Origin of the sequence: Clostridium sp. AF37-5, assembly GCF_003477605.1 — a bacterium.
Lineage (GTDB): Bacteria > Bacillota > Clostridia > Lachnospirales > Lachnospiraceae > Eubacterium_F.
Genome location: NZ_QUDR01000003.1, coordinates 186,206 through 213,156, shown reverse-complemented (window position 1 = coordinate 213,156; position 26,951 = coordinate 186,206). Strand labels below are relative to the sequence as shown.

Sequence of the window (26,951 nt, the reverse complement as noted above, 5' to 3'; positions counted from 1 at the left end):
GGAGGGGTTATTATGGAACAAAAAGTAAGAGAGTGTGTAAAACAGATTCGCAAAATTACAGACTTTGAGCCACAGGTCGCTTTGATTTTGGGAAGCGGACTTGGAGCATTAGCGGATGAGATTGAATGCGTGGCATCCATTGATTACCACGAGATTCCGGGATTTCCGGTTTCTACTGTGGCAGGACATAATGGACGGTTTGTTTTTGGATTAATTGGAGACACGAAAGTTGTCATTATGCAGGGGCGCGTTCATTACTATGAAGGTTATTCGATGGAGGATGTTGTTTTGCCGGTTCGTGTGATGTGTTTACTGGGAGCGAAAATCTTGTTTTTAACAAATGCAGCCGGAGGAATCAGTGAGAAGGTGGAGGCAGGAGATTTGATGATGCTGACTGACCAGATTAGTTCCTTTGTGCCATCTCCATTGATTGGAAAAAACGTAGATTCATTTGGCGTGCGTTTTCCGTCCATGGATACAATTTATGATTTGGAGCTACGGAAGATTCTCACAAAAGAAGCAAAAGTTAATGATATTGTTTTAAAGGAAGGTGTTTATCTTCAGACAACGGGACCTGCGTATGAATCACCGGCAGAGGTGAAAATGTTTGGTATGTTTGGTGCTGATGCCGTGGGAATGAGCACGGCGGTAGAGGCAATTGTCGGCAGACATATGGGAATGCGCGTATGCGGTGTCTCTTGTATTTCGAATATGGCGGGAGGAACAGCAGCAAATCCATTGAGTCATGAGGAGGTAAAAGAAGTGGCTGACCGTGTGGCACCGAAGTTTAAAACGCTTGTGAAATCAGCCATTGAAAGGATGTGTTAGGATGTCTTCCATACGATTATATCATGCGAAAATTCTTACGATGGAAGAAGATGCGGAAGTCTTTGATGGAGAAGTACACATTGATGGAAACCGTATTTCTTATGTGGGGGAAAATAATTCGGAGCTTAATAAAAGAAAATTTACACGGGAAATTGACTGCGAAGGAAATCTTTTAATGCCTGGTTTTAAAAATGCCCACACACATTCTGCCATGACATTTCTTCGATCCTATGCGGATGATCTGCCATTACAGAACTGGTTAAATGACAGGGTGTTTCCAATGGAAGCAAAACTGCAGAAAGGGGATATTGAAATCTTATCCAAGGTGGCAGTTTTAGAATATCTGACAAGTGGAATTACCTCAAATTTTGATATGTATGTGGATAATTATCAGCATGCCAAAACATCGGTTCAAATGGGATTTCGTACAGTTTTTTGTGGCGAACTAAATAATTTTACCGGTTCGCTTGCACGCATAAGGGAGGAATATGAAACGCTGAACAAGGGGGATGAACTGGTGTCATTTCGCCTTGGTGTTCATGCTGAATATACAACAAGCCGCGAATTGTTAGAGGGCATGGCAGAACTTGCTCATGAATACAAACAGCCGGTGTATCTGCATCTGGCAGAGACCAAAAAAGAAGTGGAAGAATGTAAAATGCGTTATGGTATGTCACCGGTCCAGTTTTTGGATTCAATTGGTTTATTTGACTATGGCGGTGGTGGTTTCCACGGTGTCTGGATGGATGAAACAGACCGGAATATTTGCAGGGAGAAAAAGGTGTCGATTGTTACGAATCCTTCATCCAATGCAAAACTTGCGAGTGGAATTGCGGATTTACCTGCTTTAAAAAAGGCGGGAATTAACCTGGCGATTGGCACGGATGGACCGGCGAGCAATAATGCGCTTGACATGTTCCGGGAAATGTATTTAGCAGCAGTTCTTCCGAAGTTAAAATATGAGGATGCAGCGGTTATGGATGCCGCAGATGTTTTAAAGATGGCTACAACCGGTGGTGCACTGGCAATGGGGCTGCCGGAATGCATGTATGTAAAGGAAGGCCAGTTTGCTGATTTGATTTTAATTGATTTACAGCGGCCAAATATGCAGCCTGTGCATAATCTTGTGAAAAACTTAGTATACAGTGGTAGTAAAGAAAATGTGAAAATGACGATGGTAAATGGCATGGTTCTCTATGAAAATGGCGAGTTTTTTGTGGGAGAAAGTCCATCGGAAATTTATGCAAAAGCAAATGAAGTTACTAAGCGGATTACTCAGTAACTTCAAATTCTTCTAATTGTTCGGCTAACCGTTCCCATTGCTCCATAGCGGCAGTGAGAGCGGTTTCTTTTTCTTCGCGGGCGGTTGATAATTCGTTTAGTTTATGAGCATTGCATGCATATTCCGGACGCATCAGTTCCTCATCAAGATTTGCAATGTCCGTTTCCAGTGCTTCAATTTCTTGTTCGGTTTTTTGATATTCGTTTTCAATTTTTCGCTTTTTCGCTGCCAGTTTTTTCTGCTCCTGCCAGTCAAGCTTACCTTCTTCTTTTGTATCTTTTTTTGCAGAAGTCTGCATGGTTTTATCGTCATCTGTTAAAAAGCGGCTTTCCACCGTATCTTTTTTCTCCAGATAGTACGCATAATTTCCACTGTAGGAGAGCAGTTTGTGCCCGGTTAAATCCAAAATTCTTGTGGCGGTGCGGTTGATAAAATAACGGTCATGCGAGACGTAAAGCACGGTTCCCTCATATTTATTAATTGCGGATTCCAAAATTTCCTTGGAGGTAATATCCAAATGGTTGGTCGGCTCGTCAAGGAGTAAAAAGTTTGCCTTTGACAGCATCAGTTTCGCCAATGATACACGACCTTTTTCACCACCGCTGAGAAGATGAATCGGTTTAAAAACATCATCTCCCGTAAATAAAAAGGCAGCGAGAACATTACGAATTGCTGTATTTGTTAAATCCGGGTAATCATCCTGAATTTCTTCAAAGATGGTTTTATCATCGTTAAGCATCTGATGTTCCTGGTCATAGTAACCGATTTCGACATGAGAGCCGGTTACGGCACTTCCTTCATCAACCGGAATCATTCCCTGAATTAATTTTAAAAGTGTTGTTTTGCCGGTTCCATTCTTGCCGATAATTGCCACCTTTTCGCCTCGTTTAATTGAAAAGGAAAGATGGTCAAACAAGTGGTTTTCTCCAAAACTTTTGGCAAAATCCGTGACCGTCAAAACATCATTTCCACTGATTACTGAAGGAGTCAGGGAAAGAGAAAGTGATTTTTCGTATTCCACCGGCTTTTCTACACGTTCGATTTTGGCTAACATTTTTTCACGGCTTTCCGCACGGCGAATTGACTTTTCACGGTTAAAGGATTTTAATTTCTGGATGACAGCTTCCTGGTGTTTGATTTCCTGCTGCTGGTTATAGTAGCGGTGAATCATTTCCTCGCGTAATTTTTCCTTTTTTTCGGAATAACTGGTATAGTCACCGGTAAAAGTCATTACTTTGCCGTGGTCAATTTCAATAATTTTCTCGGCGATGCGGTCGATGAAAAAGCGGTCATGAGAGACAACTAAGACACTCCCCTTGTAACCGTTTAAATAGTTTTCCAGCCAGCGCACGGATTCCAAATCTAAGTGGTTTGTAGGCTCATCCATCAACAATAAGTCCGGTTCTGATAACAGAAGTTTACCAAGAGCAACCCTTGTTTTTTGTCCACCGGAGAGATTGTTGATGCACTGGTGCATCGCTTCTCCGCGAAAGCCAAGACCGTTAATGACGCCGAGAACTTTACTTTTGTAAGTATATCCTTCACCATCTTCAAAAGCCGTTTGCAGCTTATGGTATTGGTTTAACACACGCTCTAATTCGGCACCTTCTAAAGTTGTCATTTGCTGCTCCATTGCACGGATTTTTTCGTCCATTTCAATGACATCCGATTTGACAGCCAATAATTCTTCATAAATTGTTTTGTCTGAGTGATATCCCTGCTGCTGTGGGAGATAGCCGATGGTACTTCCTTTAGCTGTTACAATTTCACCGGAATCTGCCGGAAGTTCACCGACAATGATTCGCAGCAGTGTTGTTTTGCCGGCACCGTTAATTCCTACGATGGCAGCGCGTTCACCTTCATTTATATGAAAAACAGCATCTGACAAAACGGTTTCGTCTGCAAATGCCTTTGAAATATGATTGCATGCTAATATCATAATGATTGAATCCTCCAAAAAACTTCTAACAAAAACATATTTTATAATAATTTTAATTTTTTTGCAACATTTTGCCGTTTTCAATCGTCTTATTTTATGAACACCAAAAAAAGGAAAGGGTGGTTACTATGTGTATCAATCGAATTTATTACGGAGAAGAGGCAATCAGTCGCATTGAGCGCAATGAAGAAGGCAAAAGGAACTGGCTTTCGAAAAAAGAAAAAAAGAAAGTTAAAAAAGTTTCTTTGTGGAAGATTACAAAAGAGTCCTTTGATTTAAATGCACTCTGCGAATTTCCGAATCTTGAAGTGATAGAGATAGCAGGATTTGATGAGTTTAAGCCATTGGAGTTAAAACATATTGAGGTTTTATATCAATTTCGCAGATTAAAATGCCTGCGTTTGTCTTCCTGCCTGATTCCGGAGCCGTTTGAGAAGGGAAAATGGAAACATTTGCGGACATTGGAGATTGACTAATTTTTAACATTCCATTATAATAAGTACAGACAGCTTTTTTTATGGCTGATTTGTACTTTTTATTTTCGTTGGAGGATACTTTTGTGGCAGATAAAAAGATTTCAGCGGCAGTAATTAAGCGTTTGCCGCGGTATTATAGATATTTAAGCGAATTATTGGATAACGGAATTGAGCGTATTTCATCCGGGGAGTTAAGTAAGCAAATGAAAGTGACAGCATCTCAAATCCGACAGGATTTTAATAATTTTGGCGGTTTTGGTCAGCAGGGATATGGTTATAATGTTCCTTATTTGAAAAATGAAATAGGTAAAATTTTGGGACTTGACAGGGATTACCATGTCATTATTCTTGGTGCCGGTAACTTAGGGCATGCACTTGCCAATTATGCCGGTTTTGAAAAACGAGGATTTGTGGTATCAGCAGTTTTTGATGTCAGTCCGGATAAGATTGGCAAAAAGATTGGTCATACGATGGTTTATGACATGAAAGACTTAGAAGGATATGTAAAAGGACATACGGTAGATATTGCAGCACTTACGCTGCCGAAATCAATTGCACCGGCAGTGGCGAAACAGCTTGTACAGTATGGTGTTAGTGCATTTTGGAATTTTGCGGCCACCGATTTGAATCTTCCGGGAAATATTGCGGTTGAAAATGTACATCTGGCAGAAAGTTTGATGCGGCTTTCCTACAATATTTCTAACTTACCGGAATAGGAGGAATGGTATGAAACGACGAGACTTAGAATTTGAAACGCTGGTGAGAGAAGCTTTAAAAGGGAAAAAGGTTCCTATTCTAGTGTTGGACCGTCGCTGGCATACCTTGTTTCCGCAGGGAGAAAAACCGGCTGAGATTATTCAGCTTGAGGAGAAATTAAATGAACTGCTCAAAAGGCAGGGGTATTTAGTAAATGACATCAAAGATTTAAAAAAGACGAAAAAGAAATTGATGGAAGGCATTGTGGCTGGGATGAATGATGCAGAGCCTTTACGTGATAAGAAGAAGAAAAACCAGCAGCGTCTTCTTTTGGAAATCAAAGAGCGGATAGAGACGGAATCGGATGAATTGATTGAACTTCCGAGAATGATAAAAAAGGCAAATGAAGAACTGCTTGCCACAGGGGCACATTATTGTTTTGAGCGTCTAGCAAATGGAGATGAGCAGTTAAAAATTGTAAAGCAGGAAATTGAAGAACTCCGCATTTCCCTCCGTGAGAAAACGGAATGGAAAGATGATTTAGAGGAGAGTATGGACAGTGCCTATTCTTTAATGCATGGGTTATTAGGTCATGACGTAATGAATTTATATGATAAAAGGAAGGGAAAAGAATGATACTTGGAATTGGTGTAGATTCCATTGAGATTTCCCGTGTTGTAAAAGCGATGGAAAAAGAGCATTTTGTCCATCGCATTTTTACGGAAAAGGAACGGGCGGAGATGGAACACGCAAAAAGGAGAGGTGCTTCTGATTTTGCCGGGAAAGAAGCGGTAGTAAAAGCATTTGGTACCGGCTTTGCGGGCATTGATGCCTGTGAAGTGGAAATTCTGCGAAGAGAAAGCGGCGCCCCCTATGTTACACTTTATGGTGCGGCGAGAAAAAAAGCAGAAGAAATGGGGATTACCGATTGGAAGATTTCTATCACAAATACAAAGGAAGTTGCGACGGCATTTGTGATTGCTGTGGCAGACGATGTAAAAGAATAGAAAGAAGGGACTTTTATGAAAGAGATGTATTCCGGTGAACAGGCGAAAGCAATTGATACCCATGCAATTGATACAATGGGGATGCCAAGTCTTGTTTTGATGGAAAAGGCGGCGATGTCGGTGGTTTCCGTCCTTTTGGAGAAAGCCGGACCATCGGATACTTTTTTATGTGTATGTGGAATTGGAAACAATGGCGGTGACGGCGTCTGTGTGGCACGTATCTTACATGAAATGGGATATCAGGCGGCAGTTACAGTCGTAGGAAATTCGGAACATATGTCAGAAGAAATGAAAACACAGCTTGTAATTGCTTCGGCATGTGACGTCCCGATTCTTACCTATTCACTTGTTTCGATGGATGAATACGACATTTTAATTGATGCCGTCTTTGGAATCGGACTTTCCAGAGAAGTAACCGGTGTGTATGAACAGGTTATTTTAGATATGAATCAAAGTGGCGTGACGGTTTATTCATTAGATATTCCGTCCGGTATTCATGCAAAAAGTGCGAAAGTGCTAGGCTGTGCCGTACAGGCTGAAGCGACGATTACCTTTGGCGTGAACAAAACCGGGCTTGTTTTGTATCCGGGGTGTGAATATGCCGGAAAAGTTTATGTGGCGGATATTGGATTTCCAAGGAAAAGCGTTGATTTTGCACAGGCAGATGCTTACTATTATGAGCCGGATGATATTGTTTGTAACCTTCCAAAGCGCATCGCTTATTCACATAAGGGAACGTTTGGAAGAGTGGTTGTAATTGCCGGGTGTGATACTATGAGTGGCGCCTGCTTTCTGTCAGCAAAAGCCGCATATCGTATGGGAGCAGGACTTGTGCATGTTGTATCGACACCATCAAACCGGGATACACTGCTTAGTGCACTGCCGGAAATTCTTTTTTCAACCAGAGAGGAAATAAAAAAAGTACTTCCGCTTGCAAGTGCTGTCGTGATTGGACCGGGAATTGGTTTATCCAAACAATCAGAGGAACTGGTGGAGTACGTCTTAGCAAATACAAAAGTTCCGACTGTGGTAGACGGTGATGCGATAACCATTTGTGCAAAAAAAGATATTACGTTTCGGGATAATTTTGTCTTAACACCGCATGTTAAGGAAATGAGTGTGCTAACCGGGATTCCGATACCCAAACTACAAGAGGATATTTTAGGAACAACGAAAAATACCGCAAAGACAAGAAATTGTATTTTGGTGCAAAAAGATGCAAGGACTGTTGTCTCGGATGGGACGGAATGTTATGTCAATGTTTCCGGAAATAATGGAATGGCAACCGGTGGTTCAGGTGATGTGCTGACCGGGGTGATTAGTGGTCTGCTTGCCCAGAATGTGAATCCGTTTTTGGCTGCAAAGCTCGGTGTTTACCTGCATGGTCTTTCCGGTGATGTGGCAGCAAAACAGAAAAGTACGTATGGAGTCATGGCATCTGATTTGCTGGATGGTTTGACCGAGGTCCTTACAAATATAAAATGTTTTCAGAAAGAAGGAAATGAAAATGAAACAGTTTAATCGTACTTATGCAGAGGTTAATTTAGATGCCATCCGGCATAATATCGATGAGGTACATAAAAATATAAAAGAAGGAACAAAGGTAATGGCAATTGTGAAGGCGAATGCTTATGGGCATGGTGCCGTACAGGTTGCGAAGGCATTATATGATCAGGTAGATGCTTACGGAGTTGCCATGATAGAGGAAGCCATAGAACTTCGAAAAGCAGGAATTGATAAACTGATTTTGATTTTAGGATATACCGGAGAAGAATCCTATGAGGATTTAGTGGAATATCAGATTTCCCAGACTGTGTATACGTGGGAAATGGCAGAGCAGTTAAGTGAGACAGCATTAAAACTTGGAAAAAAAGCAAAGATTCATATAAAAGTTGATACCGGAATGAGCCGGATTGGTTTTATCCCTAGTGAAGAATCTTTGGATACGGTAGAAAAAATTTCGAAACTGCCGGGACTGGAAGTTGAAGGAATCTTTACGCATTTTGCCAGAGCGGATGAGAAAACAATTGAGCCGGCGAGAGAGCCTTTTAGAAAATATATAACTTTTGTCGAGGAATTAGAAAAGCGCGGTGTTAAGATTCCAATTCACCATGTGTCAAATAGTGCTTCAATTATTGGATTTCCGGAAGCTAATCTTGATATGGTGCGTTCCGGTATTACGACCTATGGACTGTATCCGTCTGATGAAGTGGCAAAGGATGTTCTTGTATTGGAACCTGCCATGCAATGGAAATCGATTATTTCTTATATAAAGACCGTAGAGCCGGGAACGAGTATCAGTTACGGTGGTACATTTACGGCGAAGGAAAAAATGACGGTCGCTACAATTCCGGTTGGTTATGCTGATGGCATGAAACGTGATTTGTCAGGCAAAGGACGTGTTTTGATTCATGGACAGTATGCACCGATTTTAGGAAGAATCTGTATGGACCAGTTTATGGTGGATGTGTCTCATATTAAAGAAGCTGCAATCGGAGATACGGTAACAATTTTTGGAAAAGATGGAGAAAAAAATATCCCCGTTGAGGAGATTGCAGAAAAATCACATTCATTTAATTATGAGTTTGTATGCAGTATTACAAACCGTGTGCCTAGAAAATATTTAGGAGAATAATAAAAGCTTTTGAACAAATTGAATATCGCTTCGTATATTGGGAATAATAGGAATATCAAATGAGGGAGTGTGAAACCATGATTGTAAAACGAGGCGATATTTATTATGCAGATTTACGACCGGTCATTGGCTCCGAACAGGGTGGAGTGCGGCCGGTTCTTATTATACAAAATGATATGGGCAACCGTTATAGCCCGACGGTTATTTGTGCGGCAATTACAAGCCAGCTGCACAAGGCAAAACTGCCAACGCATGTAGCATTGGATGCACACAAATATGGAATTGTAAAAGATTCTGTGATTCTTTTGGAACAGGTTCGTACGATTGATAAATCCCGATTACGTGAAAAAGTGTGTCATTTGGACACGGAAGCAATTGAAAAGATTGATACTGCATTATGTGTCAGTTTGTCACTGTCTACATAAGAATGAAAAAATCTCTACAACAGAAAAGACACCTCTGGGAGGAGGTGTCTTTCCTGACACCCGAAGGTGTCAAAGCGTATAATAGGGTGGGAGTAGAAAGTTATAAACTTTCCAAGTGTTAATATACAGATAGTATGTGTCAAAAATATGTCAGCTTTCAAAAAGTTGCATATTTTTTTCTTTTTATTGATGTGGCATTTGTATATGTGCTATACTAGGCATATGAAAGTAAAGGAAGAAACATTATGCAGTATACGATATTATGTGTAGGAAAAATAAAAGAAAAGTTTTATACAGATGCGGTAAATGAATATAAAAAGCGTTTGTCGCGGTATGCGAAAGTAGATATTATAGAAGTTTCGGATGAGAAAACACCGGAACAGGCATCGGATTTGCAGCAGGAGCAGATACGGCAAAAGGAGGCAGAACGTCTGCTTTCCAAAATAAAAGATTCGATGTATGTGATTGCACTTGATTTAAAGGGAAAGAAATTTGACTCAGAAGGATTTGCAAAGCACCTTTCAATGTGTATGAATCAGGGGAAAAGCCACATTGCCTTTGTGATTGGAGGGTCTCTTGGCTTACATACATCCTTACTTGACCGTGCGGATGAGAGGCTGTCATTTTCGGATTTTACCTTTCCCCATCAATTGATGCGCGTTATTTTGTTTGAGCAGATTTATCGTGCAAACCGCATTATGAATCATGAACCATACCATAAATAAGGAGGAGAGATATGCGTTATCCATCGTTTGTTGAAAAAGGAAATACCATCGGATTTATTGCACCATCGTTTGGCTGTGCGGGTGAACCGTATTATTCTGCCTTTCAAAACAGTCTGAAAAAATGGAATGCGCTTGGTTTTAAGACTGAATTAGGGTTTAACTGTTATGCGTCAGATGGTGTAGGAATCAGTAGCAGCCCGAAAAAATGTGCGGCTGAATTTATGGAATATTATAAGAAAGAAACAAATCAGGCATTGATTTCCTGTGGCGGTGGTGAGTTAATGTGCGAAATACTTGAATATATTGATTTTGGACAATTAAAGCGATTGCCGCCTAAGTGGTTTATGGGGTACTCAGACAATACAAATCTGATTTTTTTACTTGCAACACTGACCGATACGGCAGCAATTTACGGTCCAAATGCAGGAGCTTTTGGTATGGAGCCGTGGCATGCATCGATTCAGGATGCCTATGAATTACTGCAGGGAAAAAAGTTTGAGATGCAAAATTATCCGATGTGGGAAAAGGAATCACTAAAAGATGAACAGCATCCGTTGGCTGCCTATCATGTCACAGAGCCTTTTCTTCTACATACCAATAAGAAAGAAGGCGAATCTTTCAAGATTGAGGGACGACTGCTTGGGGGATGCTTAGATTGCTTATCTCATTTGAGGGGGACGAAATTTGATAAGGTAAAGGAATTTAATCAAAAATATGAAGATGATGGTATTCTTTGGTTTTTGGAATCCTGTGATTTGAATGTATTTGAGATGAGAAGAACTTTGTGGAGCTTGAAGCAGGCGGGCTGGTTTGATACTTGTCGTGGCTTTCTGATTGGACGTCCCGGTGTACAGGGGCAGATAATTGCTGGACTTGACCAATACGAAGCGGTTCTTTCTATATTAAGTGAGTTTGATGTGCCAATTTTTATGGATTTGGATATCGGACACGTGGCACCGATGATACCGCTTATCTGCGGCTCCTATGGTAAAGTGACAGTAGTTGGAAATGACTGCTGTATTGCGATGAGTTTGCAATAATAAGGAAAGAAGAGGGGATATAAATGGCACTGATTTATCTTGTTGAAGATGATGATGGAATTGGAGAAATTGAAAGTTTTGCACTAAAAAATGCCGGGCATGAGGTGGCACTTTTGACAAGCGTTTCCGCTTTTTGGAAAGCGTGCAAAAAAAAATTACCGGATTTGATTGTGATGGATGTGATGTTACCGGATGCAGATGGTTTTCATATCGTGAAAGAAATCCGTGAAAAAGAATTGTATGCAAAGATTCCGATTCTTATGGTTTCAGCCAGAGATTCAGAGTTGGATATTGTGAGGGGGCTTGACTGTGGGGCAGATGACTATTTGACAAAGCCATTTGGTGTAATGGAATTTGTTTCACGTATCTGGGCTTTGCTGCGACGATTTTCGAGCAAAAAGAAACAAATTTCTGTCATTGGAAACCGGCAGAAAATCGAATTAAATAAGGACGCCAGAGAAGTTTTTGTAAAAGGGGGAAAATGCCCGCTTACTTACAAAGAATTTGAATTACTGCAGGTACTGATGAGCCATGCAGACCAGGTGATGACAAGGGATTCTTTGATGGAGTTAATTTGGGGTGTTGATTTTTTTGGAGAATCGAGAACATTAGATATGCATATTCGGACGCTGCGAAAAAAACTTGGTGAAGCCGGCAGCCAGATACAAACGATACGAAATGTCGGATATTGTTTCCGAAAAACGGAGGATGAAACAGAATGAAAAAAAGGATGCAGTTAAACTTTATGGCAATTGCTATGATATCGATGATTGCCGTGTTGTTATTAACAACGGTTGTGTTTTATAATTTGTTTCAAAATGAGGTCATTGAGAATCTTCACACCTGTGCTGATATGTTAGGAGAGGATTTAGTAAATTATAAAGATACTAACCGCATTATCTCGCAGAAAAAAGTTGATAACATACGCGTGACACTGATTGACAAAGATGGAGTTGTCTTAGCTGATTCGGATGTAAATGCAGACGTTTTAGGAAATCACAAAGAACGTCCCGAAGTAAAAGAGGCGATAGAAAAGGGAAGTGGAAAATCCATCCGAACCTCTAATACATTATCTCATGCTTCTTATTACTATGCAATACGGTTAAGCAATGGTAATATTCTCCGTTTGGCAAAAGAAAGTCAGAGTTTTTTTAGCTTTTTGATACGAGTTTCACCATTTATTGGAGGAATTGCGATTCTTTTGTTTGTGGTGTCTATCTTTTTATCAAGATTATTTGCGAAAAGTATTGTTAAACCAATTGAAATGCTTGCAAAGAACATGGATCGCGAGGAACTGGCAACCGGTTACAAAGAATTAACTCCTTTTTTGAATACGATTCAAAAGCAACACCGGGATATTGTAAAAAGTAGTAATATGCGGCAGGAATTTACGGCGAATGTTTCCCATGAATTGAAAACGCCTTTGACATCAATTTCCGGTTATTCGGAGTTGATTGCCGGGGGAATGGCAAAGGGAGAAGATGTGGTGCGTTTTGCCGGGGAAATCCAGAAAAATTCGTCGCGTCTTCTGACTTTGATTAATGATATTTTGCAGTTATCTGAATTGGATACAAGAAATTTTAACGATGATTTTGCGTGGGTGAATTTTGCGGATACAGTGCGTAACTGCGGGGATTTGCTTGCTTTGACGGCAGAAAAGAGAAAGGTTATGCTTCATCTGGAGACAGTGCCGGAAGTTGTAATGATTCATGGCGTGGCAAAAATGCTGGAGGAACTGGCATATAATTTAATTGATAACGGAATTCGCTATAATAAAGAAGACGGTCAGGTTGTAGTGTGTTTGGCGGAAACGGAAAATACCGTCATATTTTGTGTAAAAGATACCGGAATTGGAATCAGCAAAGAAAATCAGGAACGTATTTTTGAACGTTTTTACCGGGTGGACAAGGGGCGTTCGAGAGAAACCGGCGGAACCGGACTTGGACTTGCTATTGTAAAACATATTGTGGCAGTTCATCATGCGGATATTGAAGTAATAAGCGAGGAGGATAAAGGAACTGAGATTACAGTGACTTTTCATAAGGAAAATGAATGATTGGATACGAGGGATAAAAAAAGGACTGCCGATTGCAATCGGTTATTTGTCGGTGTCCTTTACATTTGGTGTAAAAGCAGTAAATGCAGGAATTCCTGTGTGGATTACGATTTTGATTTCTGTTGCCAATGTAACATCCGCCGGACAGTTTGCCGGAGTGGCAATTATGGCAGCACATGGCAGTTATTTAGAAATGGCAATGACTACGTTTATTATTAATGTGCGATATATGTTGATGTCGTTTTCTTTATCGCAGAAAGTGGACAAGAAGATGACTTTACGCCAGCGGCTGATGATTGGCTATGGTATTACGGATGAGATTTTTGCAGTGTCATCAATGGAGACAGAATCTTTGTCGGCGCGCTTTATGTATGGCTTGATTACGGTGCCGGTCTTTGGATGGACAGTTGGTACCGCAGCCGGGGCACTTGCGTCTCAGATTATGCCGGGGGCTTTATCAGCTGCGATGGAACTTGGTCTGTATGCGATGTTTATTGCAATTATCATACCGCCGGCAAAAAAGAGCAAGGCCGTTTTATTTGTTATTGGTATTGCTGTTATCTGCCAGTGTATTTTTACTGCGACACCGGTACTCAAAGAAATTTCCATTGGCTTTCAGGTGATTCTTTCTACCGTGATTGCAGCATCTATAGGAGCGTTTATGTTCCCGGTAAAAAAGGAGGTTAAAGCATGACAGAGCAGTTGATTTATATTGCGGTAATGGCAGTGATTACCTATCTGATTCGCGTTCTTCCAATTACGGTGTTTCGAAAAGAAATTACATCGCAGTGGCTTACGTCCTTTTTGTATTATGTGCCTTATGCGGTATTGGCGGCACTTACGTTTCCGGCTATTTTTACGGCAACCGGAAATGTAGTTACTTCTACGGCGGGAACGCTTGTGGCACTTGTTCTTGCGTATTTCGATACGGGACTTGTGATTGTGGCTGTTGGGGCAGTGGCAGGCGCATTGCTTGCCGGTATATTTTGATGTGAAGGAGAAACGAATGAGAAAAAGAATTTTTACTTTGTTTTTGGCAGTGCTTTTGTGTATAACCGGTGGTGAAATGGATAGTCAGGCAAAGCGGCCACTGTCTTCTTATTCCACGCGGTCGTATAACTGGGGATTAGGACAGAATTTAAACCATAAAAAACCAAACGGAACCGGACCGGCAGGATGGAAATGTAAAAAAGATCATGCCTATTATACAGGAAAATGTTCAAAAAAGAATAAGGTTGTGTATCTGAGTTTTGATTGCGGCTATGAAGCCGGATATACGAAGAAAATTTTGAAAACACTGAAAAAACACCATGCAAAAGCAATCTTTTTTGTGACAAAAGATTATATTATGTCAAATCCGGGACTGGTAAAGAAGATGAAAAAAGAGGGACATCTCGTAGGAAATCATACCACACACCATCCGAGAATGGCAAAACTAAGTGTAAAACGTATTCAGAGAGAAATCAAAGACTGCGAAAAAGCAATGAAAAAGAAGACTGGTTTTAAAATGGATCCTTTTATCCGTCCTCCGGAGGGAAACTTTAGCATGAGGAGTATTAAGGTGGCTAAATCGATGGGATATTCGACAATTTTTTGGAGTTTGGCTTATTATGATTACGACACGGCCAACCAGCCGGGAAAGAATTTTGTGATTCGTAAATTTAAAACTTATTATCATAATGGAATGATTCCACTGATTCATGCGTGCTCAAAGTCAAATACACAGGCTTTGGGGGAAGTTCTTACTTTCCTTAAGAAAAAGGGATTTCGCTTTGGAACTTTAGACGAATTTGCAAAAAACAGTTGACGTATGGGAATTTTATGGTATAATCTTAGGTAGTGCGAAAAAATACCCGATCAGTTGTATTGAAGCACAATCTACAACTGGAGGGAGGTAAGGTGTGATACAATGTCTAGTGTAACAGTTAAAGAAAACGAATCATTGGATAGCGCATTGCGCCGTTTCAAGAGAAACTGTGCAAAAGCTGGTATTCAGCAGGAGATTCGCAAGAGAGAGCATTATGAAAAACCAAGCGTAAGACGTAAGAAAAAGTCTGAAGCAGCTCGTAAAAGAAAATACAAATAAGAAGCACATATGAGAAAGTCTGTTTTCATAAACTATTATGGAGACAGACTTTTTCTTATGCATTGGAACCGCAGCCGCGGGAATGGCATAGAATAAAAGAAAAGGGCTGTGTTTTATGGGAAATCTTTCAGAAAAACTTCATTTGGCACCGGATATTTTAGGAAATACAACGGTTGTGAATTTGTATGGAAAAGAAATGGCATTGGTTGAGAACTACCAGTCCATTATTGATTATACATCCGAGCAGATTAAGTTACAGGGAAGACACAACAAATTGATTGTCCGCGGTACGTGTCTTAGAATAGACCGGTTTACCAAAGAAGATTGTAAAATATATGGTGAAATCTGCTGTGTTGAGTACATTGGCACATAAGGGGGAATTGGACTGAAGTGGTTACAGGGCTATGTTGTCTGCCAATCGCATAAAGGAAGTTTCGAGCGTTTTATGAATATGTGCCGTCATCACGGCATTTTATTATGGGGAGTAAAAAGAGAACAAGCAGTAGAATTTTGTGTTTGTGTGAAAGATTTTAAAAAGATGAAACCCATTGTCTATAAAACGAAATTACATCCGCAGATTAAAAAAAAGAAGGGTTTTCCTTTTTATATCAGGAGAATGAAGAAAAACTGGACTTTTTTTTCGGGCTTTCTGCTCTTTTTCTTCCTTTTGCATTTTTTGTCTACCTTTGTCTGGCAAATTCAGTTTCAGGGACAGGTTACTTATACGAAAGAAACACTATTAAAAACCGTAAATTCTCTACAGGTATACCGCGGAATGAAACGGCGCAGCCTGCACTGTGATACAATTGAAAAAAGTATTCGTCAAAAGCATCCGGATATCAGCTGGGTGTCTGCAGAAGAAAAAGGAAGTCTTCTTGTGATTTCTATAAAAGAAGCGAATCCGGAAGTAGGACGGGAACGCGCAGGTCGGTTCTGTCACCTAGTAGCAGAAAAAAGCGGAATTGTTAAAAAAATTGTTGTAAACCGCGGTGTGGCATGTGTTAAGCCGGGACAAAAGGTGAAAAAGGGGCAAATTTTGATTTCCGGGATTGTTCCGGTTACCGGAGATGATGAGACGGTTGTGGATAAGATGGGAGTGGTAGCAAAAGGAGAGGTTTTACTTGTCTGCGACAGCAAATTTTCTAAAGAAATCCCGGTGAAGGTCTGCGAAAAGGAATATACAGGGAAAAAAATCTACCAGACTGAGTATGAAATCAATCACAAGACTTTCGTGATAAAAAATCCAATTAAACGGTTTAATAACGCTAAGAAATATGATATAATAACAACGATATTGCCCAAATGGGAGGATTTACCGATTCCTTTTACTTTTACGAAACGAAAAAAGGAGTTTCGAGAGTATACGTTTGTGATTCGAAAGAGAAACCGCAAAGAAATTTTTAAAGAGGGAAAGCGGCTGTATCAGAAATTATTGCGGCAGTGCAGACAGGATGGATTGGAGATTCTTTCAAAGGAAGCGAAAATAACCAAACAAAATGAAAAGGACTGGTTAATCAGTGGACAGATTCGTTTCCTTTGCAAAAAAACAAGGAAACAATATATCGCAGAGAGCGAACTTAAGATTGATAAGAAAGCAGAGGAAAAGCAGGATGGAGACTCATGAAGTAATCTTAGAGATTCCTTTGGAGCATGAAAGGAATTTGTTTGGCGGTCTTGACTGCCATGTAAAGAAGATTGAACGAACGCTTCGGGTAAGCGTAATTCTGCGCGATGGTGCGGTTAAACTGGTAGGAAGTAAATCGGCAGTTGAACAGGCAAAAAATGTATTTTCGGAGCTTCTTACACTTTCGGAGCGTGGGAATACGATTACGGAGCAGAATGTAGATTATGTTCTAGCACTATCGAAGGAACATTCGGATGTGTCATTAGCAGAGATTGACAAAGAATTGATTGGCTACACCATTCAGGGAAAACCGATTAAGCCAAAAACCAGAGGCCAGCAGAAATATGTAAACCAGATACGAGAAAAAATGATGGTGTTTGGAATCGGACCGGCGGGAACCGGAAAGACCTATTTGGCGATGGCTATGGCAATTCAGGCATTTAAAAATGATGAAGTCAGTAAAATTATTTTGACAAGACCGGCGATTGAAGCGGGAGAAAATCTCGGCTTTCTGCCGGGTGATTTACAGAGTAAAATTGACCCGTATTTAAGACCCTTATATGATGCACTTTACCAGATTATGGGAGCGGACAGTTTTATTAAGAACTCTGAAAAAGGCCTGATTGAAGTGGCGCCACTTGCTTATATGCGAGGAAGAACGTTAGATAATGCGTTTATTATTCTTGATGAGGCGCAGAACACAACGCCGGCACAGATGAAAATGTTTTTGACGCGTATTGGATTTGGTTCAAAAGTTGTGATAACCGGCGATTTGTCGCAGAAAGATTTACCTTTTCAGACACAATCCGGTCTGGAACAGGCATCGAAAGTATTGGAACAGGTAGAGGATATCGGTTTTTCCTATCTGACCAATAAAGATGTGGTGCGTCATCCGTTAGTACAGAAAATTGTACATGCCTATGAAAAGTATGAGGCACGTGAAAACTACAAAGAGTCGCGTAAAAAAGCAAGCACACAGACAAAGAAAGCAGGAAAACGATGACAATTTATTTAGAAGATATGGGAGAAGTTACTTTTCCTTTTGAGCCGGAAGAGCAAATTAAGAAACTGGCAGCATTTGTTACGGATTTTGTGAAGTGCCCCTATGAGCCGGAAATTAGTGTTACTCTTGTTACAAAGGAAGAAATTCATGAACTCAACCGAACACACCGGAATGTTGACAGGCCAACGGATGTGCTTAGTTTTCCGATGATGGAATATGATGCCCCGGCGGATTTTTCGGGGGAGAAGTTCTGCAAGACACTTACTGTTTCCCCAGAATCAGAAGAAATGATGTTAGGAGATATTGTTTTGTGTTCGGAGGTTGTATGCGAACAGGCAGAAGAATATGGACACTCGTTACTGCGAGAGTTTTCATTCTTAGTTGTACACAGTCTTCTTCATTTGTTTGGCTATGACCATATGGAAGAGGATGAAAGGGCAGAAATGGAAGAAAAGCAGCGTGAAATCATGAAAAAGTTACAAATTTTGAGATAATGAGACTGCGAAAGTGAGGGTAATATGAATCAGAAACAGAAAAAAATTGTTTTAGCTTTATGTGGGATTGCGGTGTTATCACTGATTGCCGCAGGATTGTATCTGGCTTGTGGAAGAAAGTCTTTGCAGAAAAATAATCCGCAGACGGACAAGCAAGTTCAGACAAAGCAACAGGAAAATGAGCCGCAGGCAACGAAAAATCCATATGAAGGTATGGTTAAAAGTGAGCTTACCGGTAAATATATTAGGCCGTCTGTGGCAAAGAAGCGTCCCTATGCGATTATGATAAACAATATTGAGTATGCGTTTCGAAATCAAAAAGGAACATCGAAAGCAGATATTATTTATGAGGCACTGGCAGAAGGTGGAATTACCCGCATGATGGCGGTCTATGAGGATGTCAGCAAGGTGAAAAAGATTGGTTCAGTGCGAAGTGCAAGACACTACTATGTGCAGTTTGCCAAAGAATGGGATGCGATTTTTTGTCATTTTGGACATACCAAATATGCAGTGTCAAAAATTAAAAAGTTGGGAACAAACAATTTGAGTGGTTTGTCAGCAATTGGTGGTGTTGTGTATGCCAGAGATTTATCCATCCGCGCCCCTCACAATGTGTTTACAAATGGAAAGAAAATGAAAAAAGGTGCAAAAAAGCTTGGATATTCATTGACAAGGAACTCCGAGGCAATGGCAAAACATTTTAATTTTGCGAATGAGGATACGGAACCTGCAAATGGAAAAACAGCTAAGTCGGTTACGATTCCGTTTTCGAATTACTCCACATGTAAGATGAAATACAGTGCTAAGAGTAAAACCTATAAAAAATATGAATACGGGCAAAAACATATGGACACGTATTACAAAAAACAGCTTGCATTTAAAAATGTAATTATACAACTGGTGAGTGAGTCAAATATTGACCACAATGGATACCAGACGATGAAACTTGGCAATACTTCCGGAAAAGGGTATTATTACAGTGATGGCAAACGGATTTCTATTACGTGGAAACGTGTGGAAACAACGAATGAAATGGCGTACTATGATGAGTCCGGTAATGTGCTGACGATTAACCCGGGCAAAACTTACATTGCCGTGTACCCTAAAAATCGACAGAATTTGATTAAGTGAAAGGACGAATAGAGCATTGAGTACGAAAAAGAAAAATGCGGATTATTTAAAGCAGGGCGGTATTTTGGCGATGGCATCGCTTATCGTACGAATTATCGGTATGGTTTACCGAATCCCGATGTCTAATATCCTTGGCGAAGAGGGAAATGGAATCTATGCAGTTGCTTTTGAGATTTATGATTTGATTTTGATTATTTCTTCTTATAGCCTGCCACTTGCTTTGTCAAAAATGATTTCTGCCAGACAGGCAAACAGAGAACATAAAAATACAGGAAGAATTTTGAAAGTTGCCCTGCGTTTTGCCATAATCTCCGGCGGCGCATTTGCTTTGATCTTGTTTTTTGGGGCAGGTGTGATTGAACATACGATTTATCCGGAATACAGTGGTGTTCAGATTCCTTTGCGTGTACTTGCACCTACAATTTTTATTGTGGCCTTATTAGGTGTGTTTCGTGGTTTCTTCCAGGGAAAAAGAACCATGATACCGACAGCGGTTTCACAGATTATTGAGCAGGTGGTCAATGCCATTGTCAGTGTGGCGGCAAGCTATTTGTTTATGAAGTGGAATGCTGATAGTTTGCAGCAGGCTGCATGGGGAGCAGCGGGTGGTACCCTTGGTACATGTCTTGGTGCGGCATCGGCTCTTTTGCTTGTTATGTTTGTATACTGGTTATACCGTCCGGTTCAGGCAAAGTTAGAAAAGAAAGATGTGACCGGAAATCTGGAATCTTACCAATCGTTGTTTAAGATTTTGATTCTTACGATTCTTCCGATTGTTCTTTCGCAGACAGTTTATAATATTAGTGGATTAATTGATTATAAACTGTTTGGTTTTATTTCGGCGAAAAGAGGTTTGGATGCTGTTTCCATTAAAAGCTTTGTCGGTGTGTACAGTTCCAAATACCGCTTATTGTGCAGTGTACCAATTGCGATTTCAACAGCCATTGCTTCTTCCATGATACCAAGTGCGGTGGCAGCATACACGGAGGGAGACGATGAACAGTGGAACTATAATGTTGCTTCCGGTATTAAATTTAACATGATTATAGCAATTCCGTGTGCACTGGGACTTACGGTTCTTGGACAGCCGGTTGTGCGCATGCTGTTTTCATCCTCAAACTATGTCCTTGGCGGGCATATGATGACAGTTGGTGCAACTGCTATTATCTTTTATGCACTTTCCAATGTGACCGGCGGTGCCTTGCAGAGTATTGATAAAATGCGGATTCCGGTAATCCACTCAGCAATTTCGCTGGTGATTCATATAGGAATTGTATCATTTTTGCTAGCTTGTACCAACATTGGCGTTTATGCACTTTTGATTGGTAATATCACATTCCCGATTCTTGTGTTTATTCTGAATCTTCGTGCAATCAAACGCTATGTGCCTTCGTACCGGCAGGAAGTTATTAAGACGTTCTTTGCTCCTTTGGCAGCGGGATTTTGGATGGCGCTTGCTGCGGTAAGTGTTTACGGCCTTGTGGGCTTTGTGATTGGCTCAAATTTGATTCGTACAATGCTTGCGGTCTGTGTGGCGGTAGTGGTATACTTTACGGCGTTTCTTCTGCTGAAAGGTCTGACTAAAGAAGAATTGTTTGATTTCCCGATGGGAAGAAGATTATATTTGTTAGCTAGAAAAATGCACCTAATGAAGTAAAAAAGAGAAGTTTAATTGGTTCAAGACGGGATAATGCGGTGCATTATAGTCTTGAACCGATTAAACTTCCTTTTTTATAGAGAAGTGTTTAGTTGATGGAGTCGCAGTATTCGTTGTAACGTTCATCCATTAATTCATCAATATAGTTTTCGTTGAAGAGAGGAAACTGTTCTTTAACTTTATTACACATTGCCGAGTGGGCGGTGAAGTAGTTTTTTTCTTCTGTTTCTTCTTCATTAATTAAAGATGAGATGTATTCATCAGTGATGTTTGCTTCAATCCAGTCTAATACATCATCACTTGCTCTTTCTTCCTGGGAAACCATGGATTTCATTTTCTTTGCACGCAGAAGAGAAGTAATTCCTACAATGAAGAAAATGACAAAGACAACGACCATGATTAAGGATGAAAATTTATTAAATAAGTTAATGTATTCAAATAAATTCAGTGCCAAAAGACCGAGTCCCAAAAGACCAAATACAATAAAGGAAATACCGCTGAATTTTAAATCTGTGTATTTGTCTTTTTTCTTGACATAAACGGAACTGGATTCGGTACGGAGTTCGGAAAGCATTTTACTTGCTTCTTCGTCCTGAATCTGGGCAAGTTCGTCGTCAATATCCGTCATCATGGAAGAAACGGTTTCTTCGGTCATTTCTGATGCACCGTCAAAAGATTCAAATGTTTCAGCTTTTTCATCGTATTCTTCTTTGGCAACGACAACGTAAAATCCATCGTCAAATTCATCTTCTTCGGTAACCGGCATAATTCCTGCGGTAAGTACCCCTTCTACATTCAAATACAAAACCAGTTTTGCACCAATTTCTTCATTGGCAACATGACATAAACGAACCGGTTTTACTTCATCCGTTTCTTCCGGAAGTTCATCGACTAATTCCACACCACAGTCGGCGCAGAGGGTAATTCCATCGACATATTCGTTTTTACATTTTGGACACCACATAATTTGGTCCCTCCTTCGCATAAATTCACTTGTTTCAATATAGCATAAGTTGATTCAAGTGGCAAGATATTTGACAGTATATCATAAAGTTGTGTATAATTGACGAACAGAATGTATGAGAAAGGACAACAGAGCATGAGAAAACTAGCGCTTCGTGATGAAGTTTTAATGCAGGTTGAAAAACCGGCCAGATATATTGGAAATGAAATTAATATGGTAAAGAAAAATCCGAGAGAAGTTGATGTCCGTTTTTGTATGTGTTTTCCGGATGTATATGAGATTGGAATGTCACATCTTGGAATACAGATTTTATATGATATGTTTAACCGCTGGGATGACACCTATTGTGAAAGGGTTTATTCTCCGTGGCCGGACATGGACAAGATACTGCGTGAGAAAAATATTCCCTTGTTTGCTTTGGAGAGCCAGGAGCCGATTCGGGCGTTTGATTTTCTTGGTATTACGATTCAGTATGAAATGTGTTATACCAACATTTTGCAGGTCTTGGATTTGTCGCACATTCCGCTGCACGCCGGTGAGAGAACATGGGACGATCCGATTGTAATCGGAGGTGGTCCGTGCACATATAATCCGGAGCCCATTGCTGAATTTTTTGACATTTTTTATATTGGAGAAGGAGAGACTGTTTACCGCGAATTATTGGATGTTTATAAGGATTCCAGACAAAAAGGAGAGGACCGGTTGACATTTTTGAAGCGGGCATCCGGTGTGGAAGGGCTGTATGTTCCTCTTTTATATGATGTAACGTATCACGAGGACGGAACGATTGCGTCTATGGAGCCAAACTGCAAGGAAGCACCAAACCGTGTAAAAAAACAAGTGGTGACGGATTTGAGTGATACTTATTATCCATCTAAACCGTTGGTGCCGTATATTCGAGCTACGCAGGACCGGGTCGTGCTGGAAATCCAGCGTGGATGTATCCGCGGATGCCGTTTCTGTCAGGCGGGGATGATTTATCGTCCGATTCGTCCGAGAAGACTTGATTTTTTGAAACAGCGGGCAATTGAGATGCTTGACAATACCGGGTATGAGGAAATTACTTTAAGTTCTTTAAGTTCAAGTGATTATGATGAACTGGCGGATTTGGTTTATTATCTGATTGAAGAATGTCGTCAGAGAAAATTAAATATTGCGCTGCCATCGCTTCGTATTGATGCGTTTTCCTTGGATGTTATGAGTAAAGTTCAGGATATCAGAAAAAGCAGTCTGACATTTGCGCCGGAGGCAGGATCTCAGCGCATGCGTGATGTGATTAATAAAGGTCTTACAAAGGATGTGATTTTAAAAGGAGCATGGGAAGCTTTTCAGGGAGGCTGGAAACGTGTTAAACTATATTTCATGTTAGGGCTTCCCGGTGAAACGGATGAGGATATTGCAGCAATTGCGGAATTGGCAAATGATATCGCTGCTACCTATTTTGAACTTCCAAAAGAAGAACGTCAGGGAAGACCGGAGATTACGGCAAGTACGTCATTTTTTGTACCAAAGCCATTTACTCCGTTCCAGTGGGCGCCGATGGGAACGGCAGAGTATTTTGATGAGAAACGCCGGTTCCTTACCGGTAAGGTGAGAGAACAGATAAATCAGCGTTCTATCCGTTATATCTGCCATGATGCTGTGACTTCTGAATTGGAAGGAATCTTTGCCAGAGGTGACAGGAAACTTTCAGATGTAATTGAAAAGGCTTACAAAAAGGGGTGCATTTTTGACGCATGGACGGATTATTTCCGCCCGGATGTATGGAATGAACTTCTTGATGAACTTTCGGTGGACCGTGATTTTTATAATTACAGAGAACGAAACGAAGACGAAATCTTTCCATGGGATTTTATTGATATTGGTGTCAGCAAACAGTTTTTACGCCGTGAATATGAAAATGCAAAGCAGGGAAAGGTTACGCCGAACTGTAAGCAGAAGTGCAGTGGATGCGGAGCTGCTTCGTTCCATGCGGGTATCTGTATGATGGATAGAAAAGCAAGTGGAGGTAGTGCACAATGAAAACAAGAATGCGTTTTGTAAAATGCGGCTCGATGAAGTTTATCGGACACCTTGACTGCATGCGTTTTTTTCAGAAAGCGATTCGACGTGCAAAATTGGATGTTGCGTATTCAAAGGGGTACAGTCCGCACCAGTTAATGAGTTTTGCTTCGCCGCTTGGCGTCGGTGTAACAAGTGACGGAGAATATATTGATGTAGAATTTTATTCACTGCCGGATCTTTCACTGCCGGAGCTTGTGACCTACTTAAATCAATTTATGACTGATGAAATATTTGTTACAGACATTGAAATCATGCCGGATGGTTTTAAAAATTCGATGTCGCTTCTTATCGCTGCGGATTATATGGTAGTGGAAAAAGAAGCGGGTGTTTTTCCGGAAAATTGGCAGGAAAAATGGCTTTCTTTTATGGAGCAGCAAGAAATTGTGATTGAGAAAAAGACGAAAAAATCTGTGAAAGAAGTGGATATTAAACCACATATTCTTGCCTGGGATTTTTCAATGGATGCTTTTGCTAAAAAAAATGGTGAAAACTATGGAACACTTCACTGTGATTATGAGGGAAACTCGCTGTTTATGCGGCTGACAAGCGGAAGTGAGACAAATATTAAGCCGGAACTTGTGATGCAGGCATTTTATGCATTTTGTGAGAATGAATTAGAACCTTATTCGTATCAGATTCACAGAATGCAGATGATTTTTAAGAAAAAGGGAGAATAGACGATGACAAACCGCAGCCAGATTGTAATTACAAAAGTGCAGGATAAAACGATACTGGTTTCTGTGCATAACGACAAATTATATGATGTTTTAGTAGAAAACGAGGAAAATACTTCCGGAAATGTTGGTGATATTTTTGTTGGGAAAGTGCAGAATGTCGTGGATAACATTCATGCGGCTTTTGTGGAATTTGAGAAAAATAAGGTTGGATTCCTTCCTTTAAGTGAATGTCAGGGGAAAACGGTAAAAGCCGGAGATGAATTTGTTGTTCAGATTAAGCAGGCGGCAGTTAAGACAAAACAGCCGGTACTGACAATTTTCCCGGAAATTGCAGGGCGGTTTGCAGTTGTTTCCACAAAATCAAAAACAAAAGGTGTTTCAAAAAAAATTACAGAGGAAGAAAAAAAGAAAGAACTTTATAAAATCTTAGAAGATTTTTGTGAGGATCCCTATGGTGTGATTCTTCGCACGAGTGCTAAGGCAGCGAGTGAAGAAGAAATCAGAAAAGAGTGCACCGGACTTCTGAAACAAATGCATGAGTTAATGGATTACAGTGAGTATAAAACAAGATTTAGCTGTTTGTATCGTGAGGCGTCATTTTATTTAAAATATATCCGAAGTTTGGAACTTTCAAATTTTGAGAGGATTGTCACGGATTTACAATCGGTTTATGAAGAACTGCATCCGATTTATGGGGATAAGGTGGAATTATATTCGGATGATAGTTATTCACTGGATAAATTACTCGGCATTTCAACTAAATTAGAGAAAGCCTGCGAAAAAAAAGTTTGGTTAAAGAGTGGTGGCAACCTTGTGATTGAGCCAACAGAGGCATTGACGGTCATTGATGTAAATACTGGTAAAGCGATTGATGGCAAGAGAGCGAAAGAGACGACATTTTACAAGATTAACTGTGAAGCTGCCATTGAGGCTGCGCGCCAGATTCGTCTCCGAAATCTATCGGGGATTATATTGATTGACTTTATTGATATGAAAGAACAAGAACATGTGGAAGAACTGATGCAGCTTCTCCGTATGAAACTTTCGGAAGATAAAGTAAAAACCGTACTTGTGGACATTACAAAACTTGGACTTGTTGAGATTACGAGAATGAAAAAAAATCCACCTTTGCGGGAGGCTTTGTCTAGTAATCACTTGCTTTTTAACTATTTTATATGATAAACTTTATATTGTTATAATATTTAACACCAAAGAAAGGGATAAAAATGAAAAAACTTCAAAAAGCATTTGAAACTTCAGTTAATATATGCTTTGTCAGCGATGAGAAGTATGCAAAACCACTTTGTACATCGTTGTATTCTCTCTTGTATAGTCGGGACAAGACACGAAATTATGACATCCTTATTTTACAAGATGACATTCCCGGGGAGGCACAAGAACAAATCTATGCACTGGGAAAAGACGAGCCGGGAGTCAGCATCCGTTTTATTAATATGAGAGAAAGAAAAAAGTTTTTTCCGGAAACGGCAAATGCGTATTACACAGCAGCTATCAATTACCGCTTGTATCTGTTTGATGAGATGTTCACAAATTATGAAAAAATGTTGTATTTTGATTGCGACATGATTTTTTTGGAGGATGTAAGCAAACTCTACGATACGCATCTTGGTGAAAAGGAAGTGGCGGCTGTTCGGGCAGAAGATCTTCGTGTTTTGTCACAGACGCGCCGTGCCATTTTTTTAGATGGTATGCCATATAATGTGGATAATTATCGAAGTGACGGTTTGAAGATGCAATATGCAGAGGATTATTTTAATTCAGGGGTATTGCTTCTGAATCTGCAAAAAGCCAGGCAGCATATTACGATGTCGCAGGTTTATGAATTGCTAACGGGGCACAAATATATGTTTAGCGATCAAGATGTCCTTAATATGCTGTTTGATGGCAAGGTGCTGCCATTGGATTTTCGCTGGAATTATACCACATTTGTGGCAGGACATTTGCAAAGCGGCAATATTCACAGCCAAACATTGTATGCAGATCTTCAAAGGGATGATCCGGCGATTATTCATTATGTCGGGAAACGCAAGCCGTGGACAACAGGTGAGATATTGCGAGAGCAGTACGAAAAATATTATAAGATAATGAAAAATGAGACTTAAAATGAGAGAAATGGAGGAA

The 26,951-nt window shown here is 40.3% G+C and carries 29 protein-coding genes; 27 read left to right on the top strand and 2 right to left on the bottom strand.

What is annotated here, in order from left to right; all coding sequences use genetic code 11:
* Positions 1-12: 12 nt before the first annotated feature.
* Together DW019_RS03520 and DW019_RS03515 are read left to right on the top strand one after the other, a co-directional pair.
* Positions 13-828 carry a purine-nucleoside phosphorylase gene (locus DW019_RS03520; protein ID WP_117478543.1) on the top strand — a complete coding sequence of 272 codons (816 nt, stop codon included), beginning with the start codon at positions 13-15 and terminating at the stop codon, positions 826-828.
* A gap of 1 nt (position 829) precedes the next feature.
* Positions 830-2,110 (top strand): amidohydrolase, encoded by a 1,281-nt coding sequence (locus tag DW019_RS03515; RefSeq protein WP_243024088.1) that lies wholly within the window; start codon positions 830-832, stop codon positions 2,108-2,110.
* On the opposite strand, the gene DW019_RS03510 is transcribed toward DW019_RS03515, so the two are convergent.
* Positions 2,100-4,049: an ABC-F family ATP-binding cassette domain-containing protein gene (locus DW019_RS03510; RefSeq protein WP_117478544.1), complete on the bottom strand. Its 1,950-nt coding sequence runs from the start codon at positions 4,047-4,049 to the stop codon at positions 2,100-2,102. The two genes, DW019_RS03515 and DW019_RS03510, sit on opposite strands and share 11 nt — an antisense overlap.
* 128 nt (positions 4,050-4,177) lie before the next feature.
* Between DW019_RS03510 and DW019_RS03505 the strand changes: the two genes are divergently transcribed.
* From DW019_RS03505 to DW019_RS03405, 21 genes are all read left to right on the top strand, one after another.
* Positions 4,178-4,525, top strand: coding sequence for a hypothetical protein (locus tag DW019_RS03505; protein WP_022376762.1), 348 nt, complete (start codon positions 4,178-4,180; stop codon positions 4,523-4,525).
* Between the two features lie 83 nt (positions 4,526-4,608).
* Positions 4,609-5,241 carry a redox-sensing transcriptional repressor Rex gene (locus tag DW019_RS03500; RefSeq protein WP_022376763.1) on the top strand — a complete coding sequence of 211 codons (633 nt, stop codon included), beginning with the start codon at positions 4,609-4,611 and terminating at the stop codon, positions 5,239-5,241.
* A gap of 10 nt (positions 5,242-5,251) precedes the next feature.
* The gene (locus DW019_RS03495) at positions 5,252-5,857 is read left to right on the top strand and encodes a hypothetical protein (protein ID WP_022376764.1); all 606 of its coding nucleotides are present in this window, start codon (positions 5,252-5,254) and stop codon (positions 5,855-5,857) included.
* Complete coding sequence (acpS, locus tag DW019_RS03490) at positions 5,854-6,228, top strand: holo-ACP synthase (protein WP_118442532.1); 375 nt, start codon at positions 5,854-5,856, stop codon at positions 6,226-6,228. Before DW019_RS03495 ends, acpS begins: the two co-directional genes overlap by 4 nt.
* A 15-nt stretch (positions 6,229-6,243) precedes the next feature.
* Positions 6,244-7,749: an NAD(P)H-hydrate dehydratase gene (locus DW019_RS03485; protein ID WP_118442531.1), complete on the top strand. Its 1,506-nt coding sequence runs from the start codon at positions 6,244-6,246 to the stop codon at positions 7,747-7,749.
* A complete protein-coding gene (alr, locus tag DW019_RS03480) occupies positions 7,736-8,863 on the top strand; it encodes an alanine racemase (RefSeq protein ID WP_117478547.1) in 1,128 nt (375 codons plus the stop codon). Before DW019_RS03485 ends, alr begins: the two co-directional genes overlap by 14 nt.
* A 77-nt stretch (positions 8,864-8,940) precedes the next feature.
* Positions 8,941-9,288 (top strand): type II toxin-antitoxin system PemK/MazF family toxin, encoded by a 348-nt coding sequence (locus DW019_RS03475; RefSeq protein WP_022376768.1) that lies wholly within the window; start codon positions 8,941-8,943, stop codon positions 9,286-9,288.
* 245 nt (positions 9,289-9,533) lie between these two features.
* Complete coding sequence (gene rlmH / locus DW019_RS03470) at positions 9,534-10,013, top strand: 23S rRNA (pseudouridine(1915)-N(3))-methyltransferase RlmH (protein ID WP_022376769.1); 480 nt, start codon at positions 9,534-9,536, stop codon at positions 10,011-10,013.
* A gap of 11 nt (positions 10,014-10,024) precedes the next feature.
* Positions 10,025-11,053, top strand: a complete 1,029-nt coding sequence (locus DW019_RS03465; RefSeq protein WP_118442530.1) for a S66 peptidase family protein — start codon at positions 10,025-10,027, stop codon at positions 11,051-11,053.
* 23 nt (positions 11,054-11,076) lie between these two features.
* Complete coding sequence (locus DW019_RS03460; RefSeq protein WP_118442529.1) at positions 11,077-11,775, top strand: response regulator transcription factor; 699 nt, start codon at positions 11,077-11,079, stop codon at positions 11,773-11,775.
* A complete protein-coding gene (locus DW019_RS03455) occupies positions 11,772-13,109 on the top strand; it encodes an ATP-binding protein (protein WP_118442528.1) in 1,338 nt (445 codons plus the stop codon). The genes DW019_RS03460 and DW019_RS03455 overlap by 4 nt, the downstream gene beginning before the upstream one ends.
* On the top strand, positions 13,102-13,803 hold the full coding sequence (locus DW019_RS03450) for an AzlC family ABC transporter permease (RefSeq protein ID WP_022376773.1): 702 nt from the start codon (positions 13,102-13,104) through the stop codon (positions 13,801-13,803). The genes DW019_RS03455 and DW019_RS03450 overlap by 8 nt, the downstream gene beginning before the upstream one ends.
* Positions 13,800-14,099 (top strand): AzlD domain-containing protein, encoded by a 300-nt coding sequence (locus tag DW019_RS03445; RefSeq protein WP_118442527.1) that lies wholly within the window; start codon positions 13,800-13,802, stop codon positions 14,097-14,099. Before DW019_RS03450 ends, DW019_RS03445 begins: the two co-directional genes overlap by 4 nt.
* 16 nt (positions 14,100-14,115) lie before the next feature.
* Complete coding sequence (locus DW019_RS03440) at positions 14,116-14,916, top strand: polysaccharide deacetylase family protein (protein ID WP_118442526.1); 801 nt, start codon at positions 14,116-14,118, stop codon at positions 14,914-14,916.
* A gap of 102 nt (positions 14,917-15,018) precedes the next feature.
* On the top strand, positions 15,019-15,195 hold the full coding sequence (gene rpsU / locus DW019_RS03435) for a 30S ribosomal protein S21 (RefSeq protein ID WP_022376776.1): 177 nt from the start codon (positions 15,019-15,021) through the stop codon (positions 15,193-15,195).
* A 115-nt stretch (positions 15,196-15,310) separates the two neighbouring features.
* Positions 15,311-15,568 carry a YabP/YqfC family sporulation protein gene (locus tag DW019_RS03430; protein ID WP_118442525.1) on the top strand — a complete coding sequence of 86 codons (258 nt, stop codon included), beginning with the start codon at positions 15,311-15,313 and terminating at the stop codon, positions 15,566-15,568.
* Between the two features lie 6 nt (positions 15,569-15,574).
* Positions 15,575-16,819: a sporulation protein YqfD gene (locus DW019_RS03425; RefSeq protein WP_118442524.1), complete on the top strand. Its 1,245-nt coding sequence runs from the start codon at positions 15,575-15,577 to the stop codon at positions 16,817-16,819.
* Positions 16,806-17,822: a PhoH family protein gene (locus tag DW019_RS03420; RefSeq protein ID WP_118442523.1), complete on the top strand. Its 1,017-nt coding sequence runs from the start codon at positions 16,806-16,808 to the stop codon at positions 17,820-17,822. The genes DW019_RS03425 and DW019_RS03420 overlap by 14 nt, the downstream gene beginning before the upstream one ends.
* Positions 17,819-18,316 (top strand): rRNA maturation RNase YbeY, encoded by a 498-nt coding sequence (ybeY, locus tag DW019_RS03415; RefSeq protein ID WP_118442522.1) that lies wholly within the window; start codon positions 17,819-17,821, stop codon positions 18,314-18,316. The genes DW019_RS03420 and ybeY overlap by 4 nt, the downstream gene beginning before the upstream one ends.
* 24 nt (positions 18,317-18,340) lie before the next feature.
* The gene (locus DW019_RS03410) at positions 18,341-19,447 is read left to right on the top strand and encodes a DUF3048 domain-containing protein (protein ID WP_118442521.1); all 1,107 of its coding nucleotides are present in this window, start codon (positions 18,341-18,343) and stop codon (positions 19,445-19,447) included.
* Positions 19,448-19,463: 16 nt separating this feature from the next.
* The gene (locus DW019_RS03405; protein ID WP_118442520.1) at positions 19,464-21,104 is read left to right on the top strand and encodes a polysaccharide biosynthesis protein; all 1,641 of its coding nucleotides are present in this window, start codon (positions 19,464-19,466) and stop codon (positions 21,102-21,104) included.
* Positions 21,105-21,192: 88 nt separating this feature from the next.
* Here the strand turns inward: DW019_RS03405 and DW019_RS03400 are convergent, their stop codons facing one another.
* Positions 21,193-22,068: a hypothetical protein gene (locus DW019_RS03400; RefSeq protein WP_022376783.1), complete on the bottom strand. Its 876-nt coding sequence runs from the start codon at positions 22,066-22,068 to the stop codon at positions 21,193-21,195.
* 135 nt (positions 22,069-22,203) lie between these two features.
* On the opposite strand from DW019_RS03400, the gene DW019_RS03395 reads away from it, so the two are divergent.
* From DW019_RS03395 to DW019_RS03380, 4 genes are read left to right on the top strand one after another with little or no spacing between them, the layout of a single operon-like run.
* Positions 22,204-24,090, top strand: a complete 1,887-nt coding sequence (locus tag DW019_RS03395; RefSeq protein ID WP_118442519.1) for a TIGR03960 family B12-binding radical SAM protein — start codon at positions 22,204-22,206, stop codon at positions 24,088-24,090.
* The gene (locus DW019_RS03390; protein ID WP_118442518.1) at positions 24,087-24,809 is read left to right on the top strand and encodes a TIGR03936 family radical SAM-associated protein; all 723 of its coding nucleotides are present in this window, start codon (positions 24,087-24,089) and stop codon (positions 24,807-24,809) included. Before DW019_RS03395 ends, DW019_RS03390 begins: the two co-directional genes overlap by 4 nt.
* A gap of 3 nt (positions 24,810-24,812) precedes the next feature.
* The gene (locus DW019_RS03385) at positions 24,813-25,988 is read left to right on the top strand and encodes a ribonuclease E/G (protein ID WP_118442517.1); all 1,176 of its coding nucleotides are present in this window, start codon (positions 24,813-24,815) and stop codon (positions 25,986-25,988) included.
* A gap of 47 nt (positions 25,989-26,035) precedes the next feature.
* Positions 26,036-26,932 (top strand): glycosyltransferase family 8 protein, encoded by an 897-nt coding sequence (locus tag DW019_RS03380; protein WP_118442516.1) that lies wholly within the window; start codon positions 26,036-26,038, stop codon positions 26,930-26,932.
* The last annotated feature ends 19 nt before the right edge of the window (positions 26,933-26,951 follow it).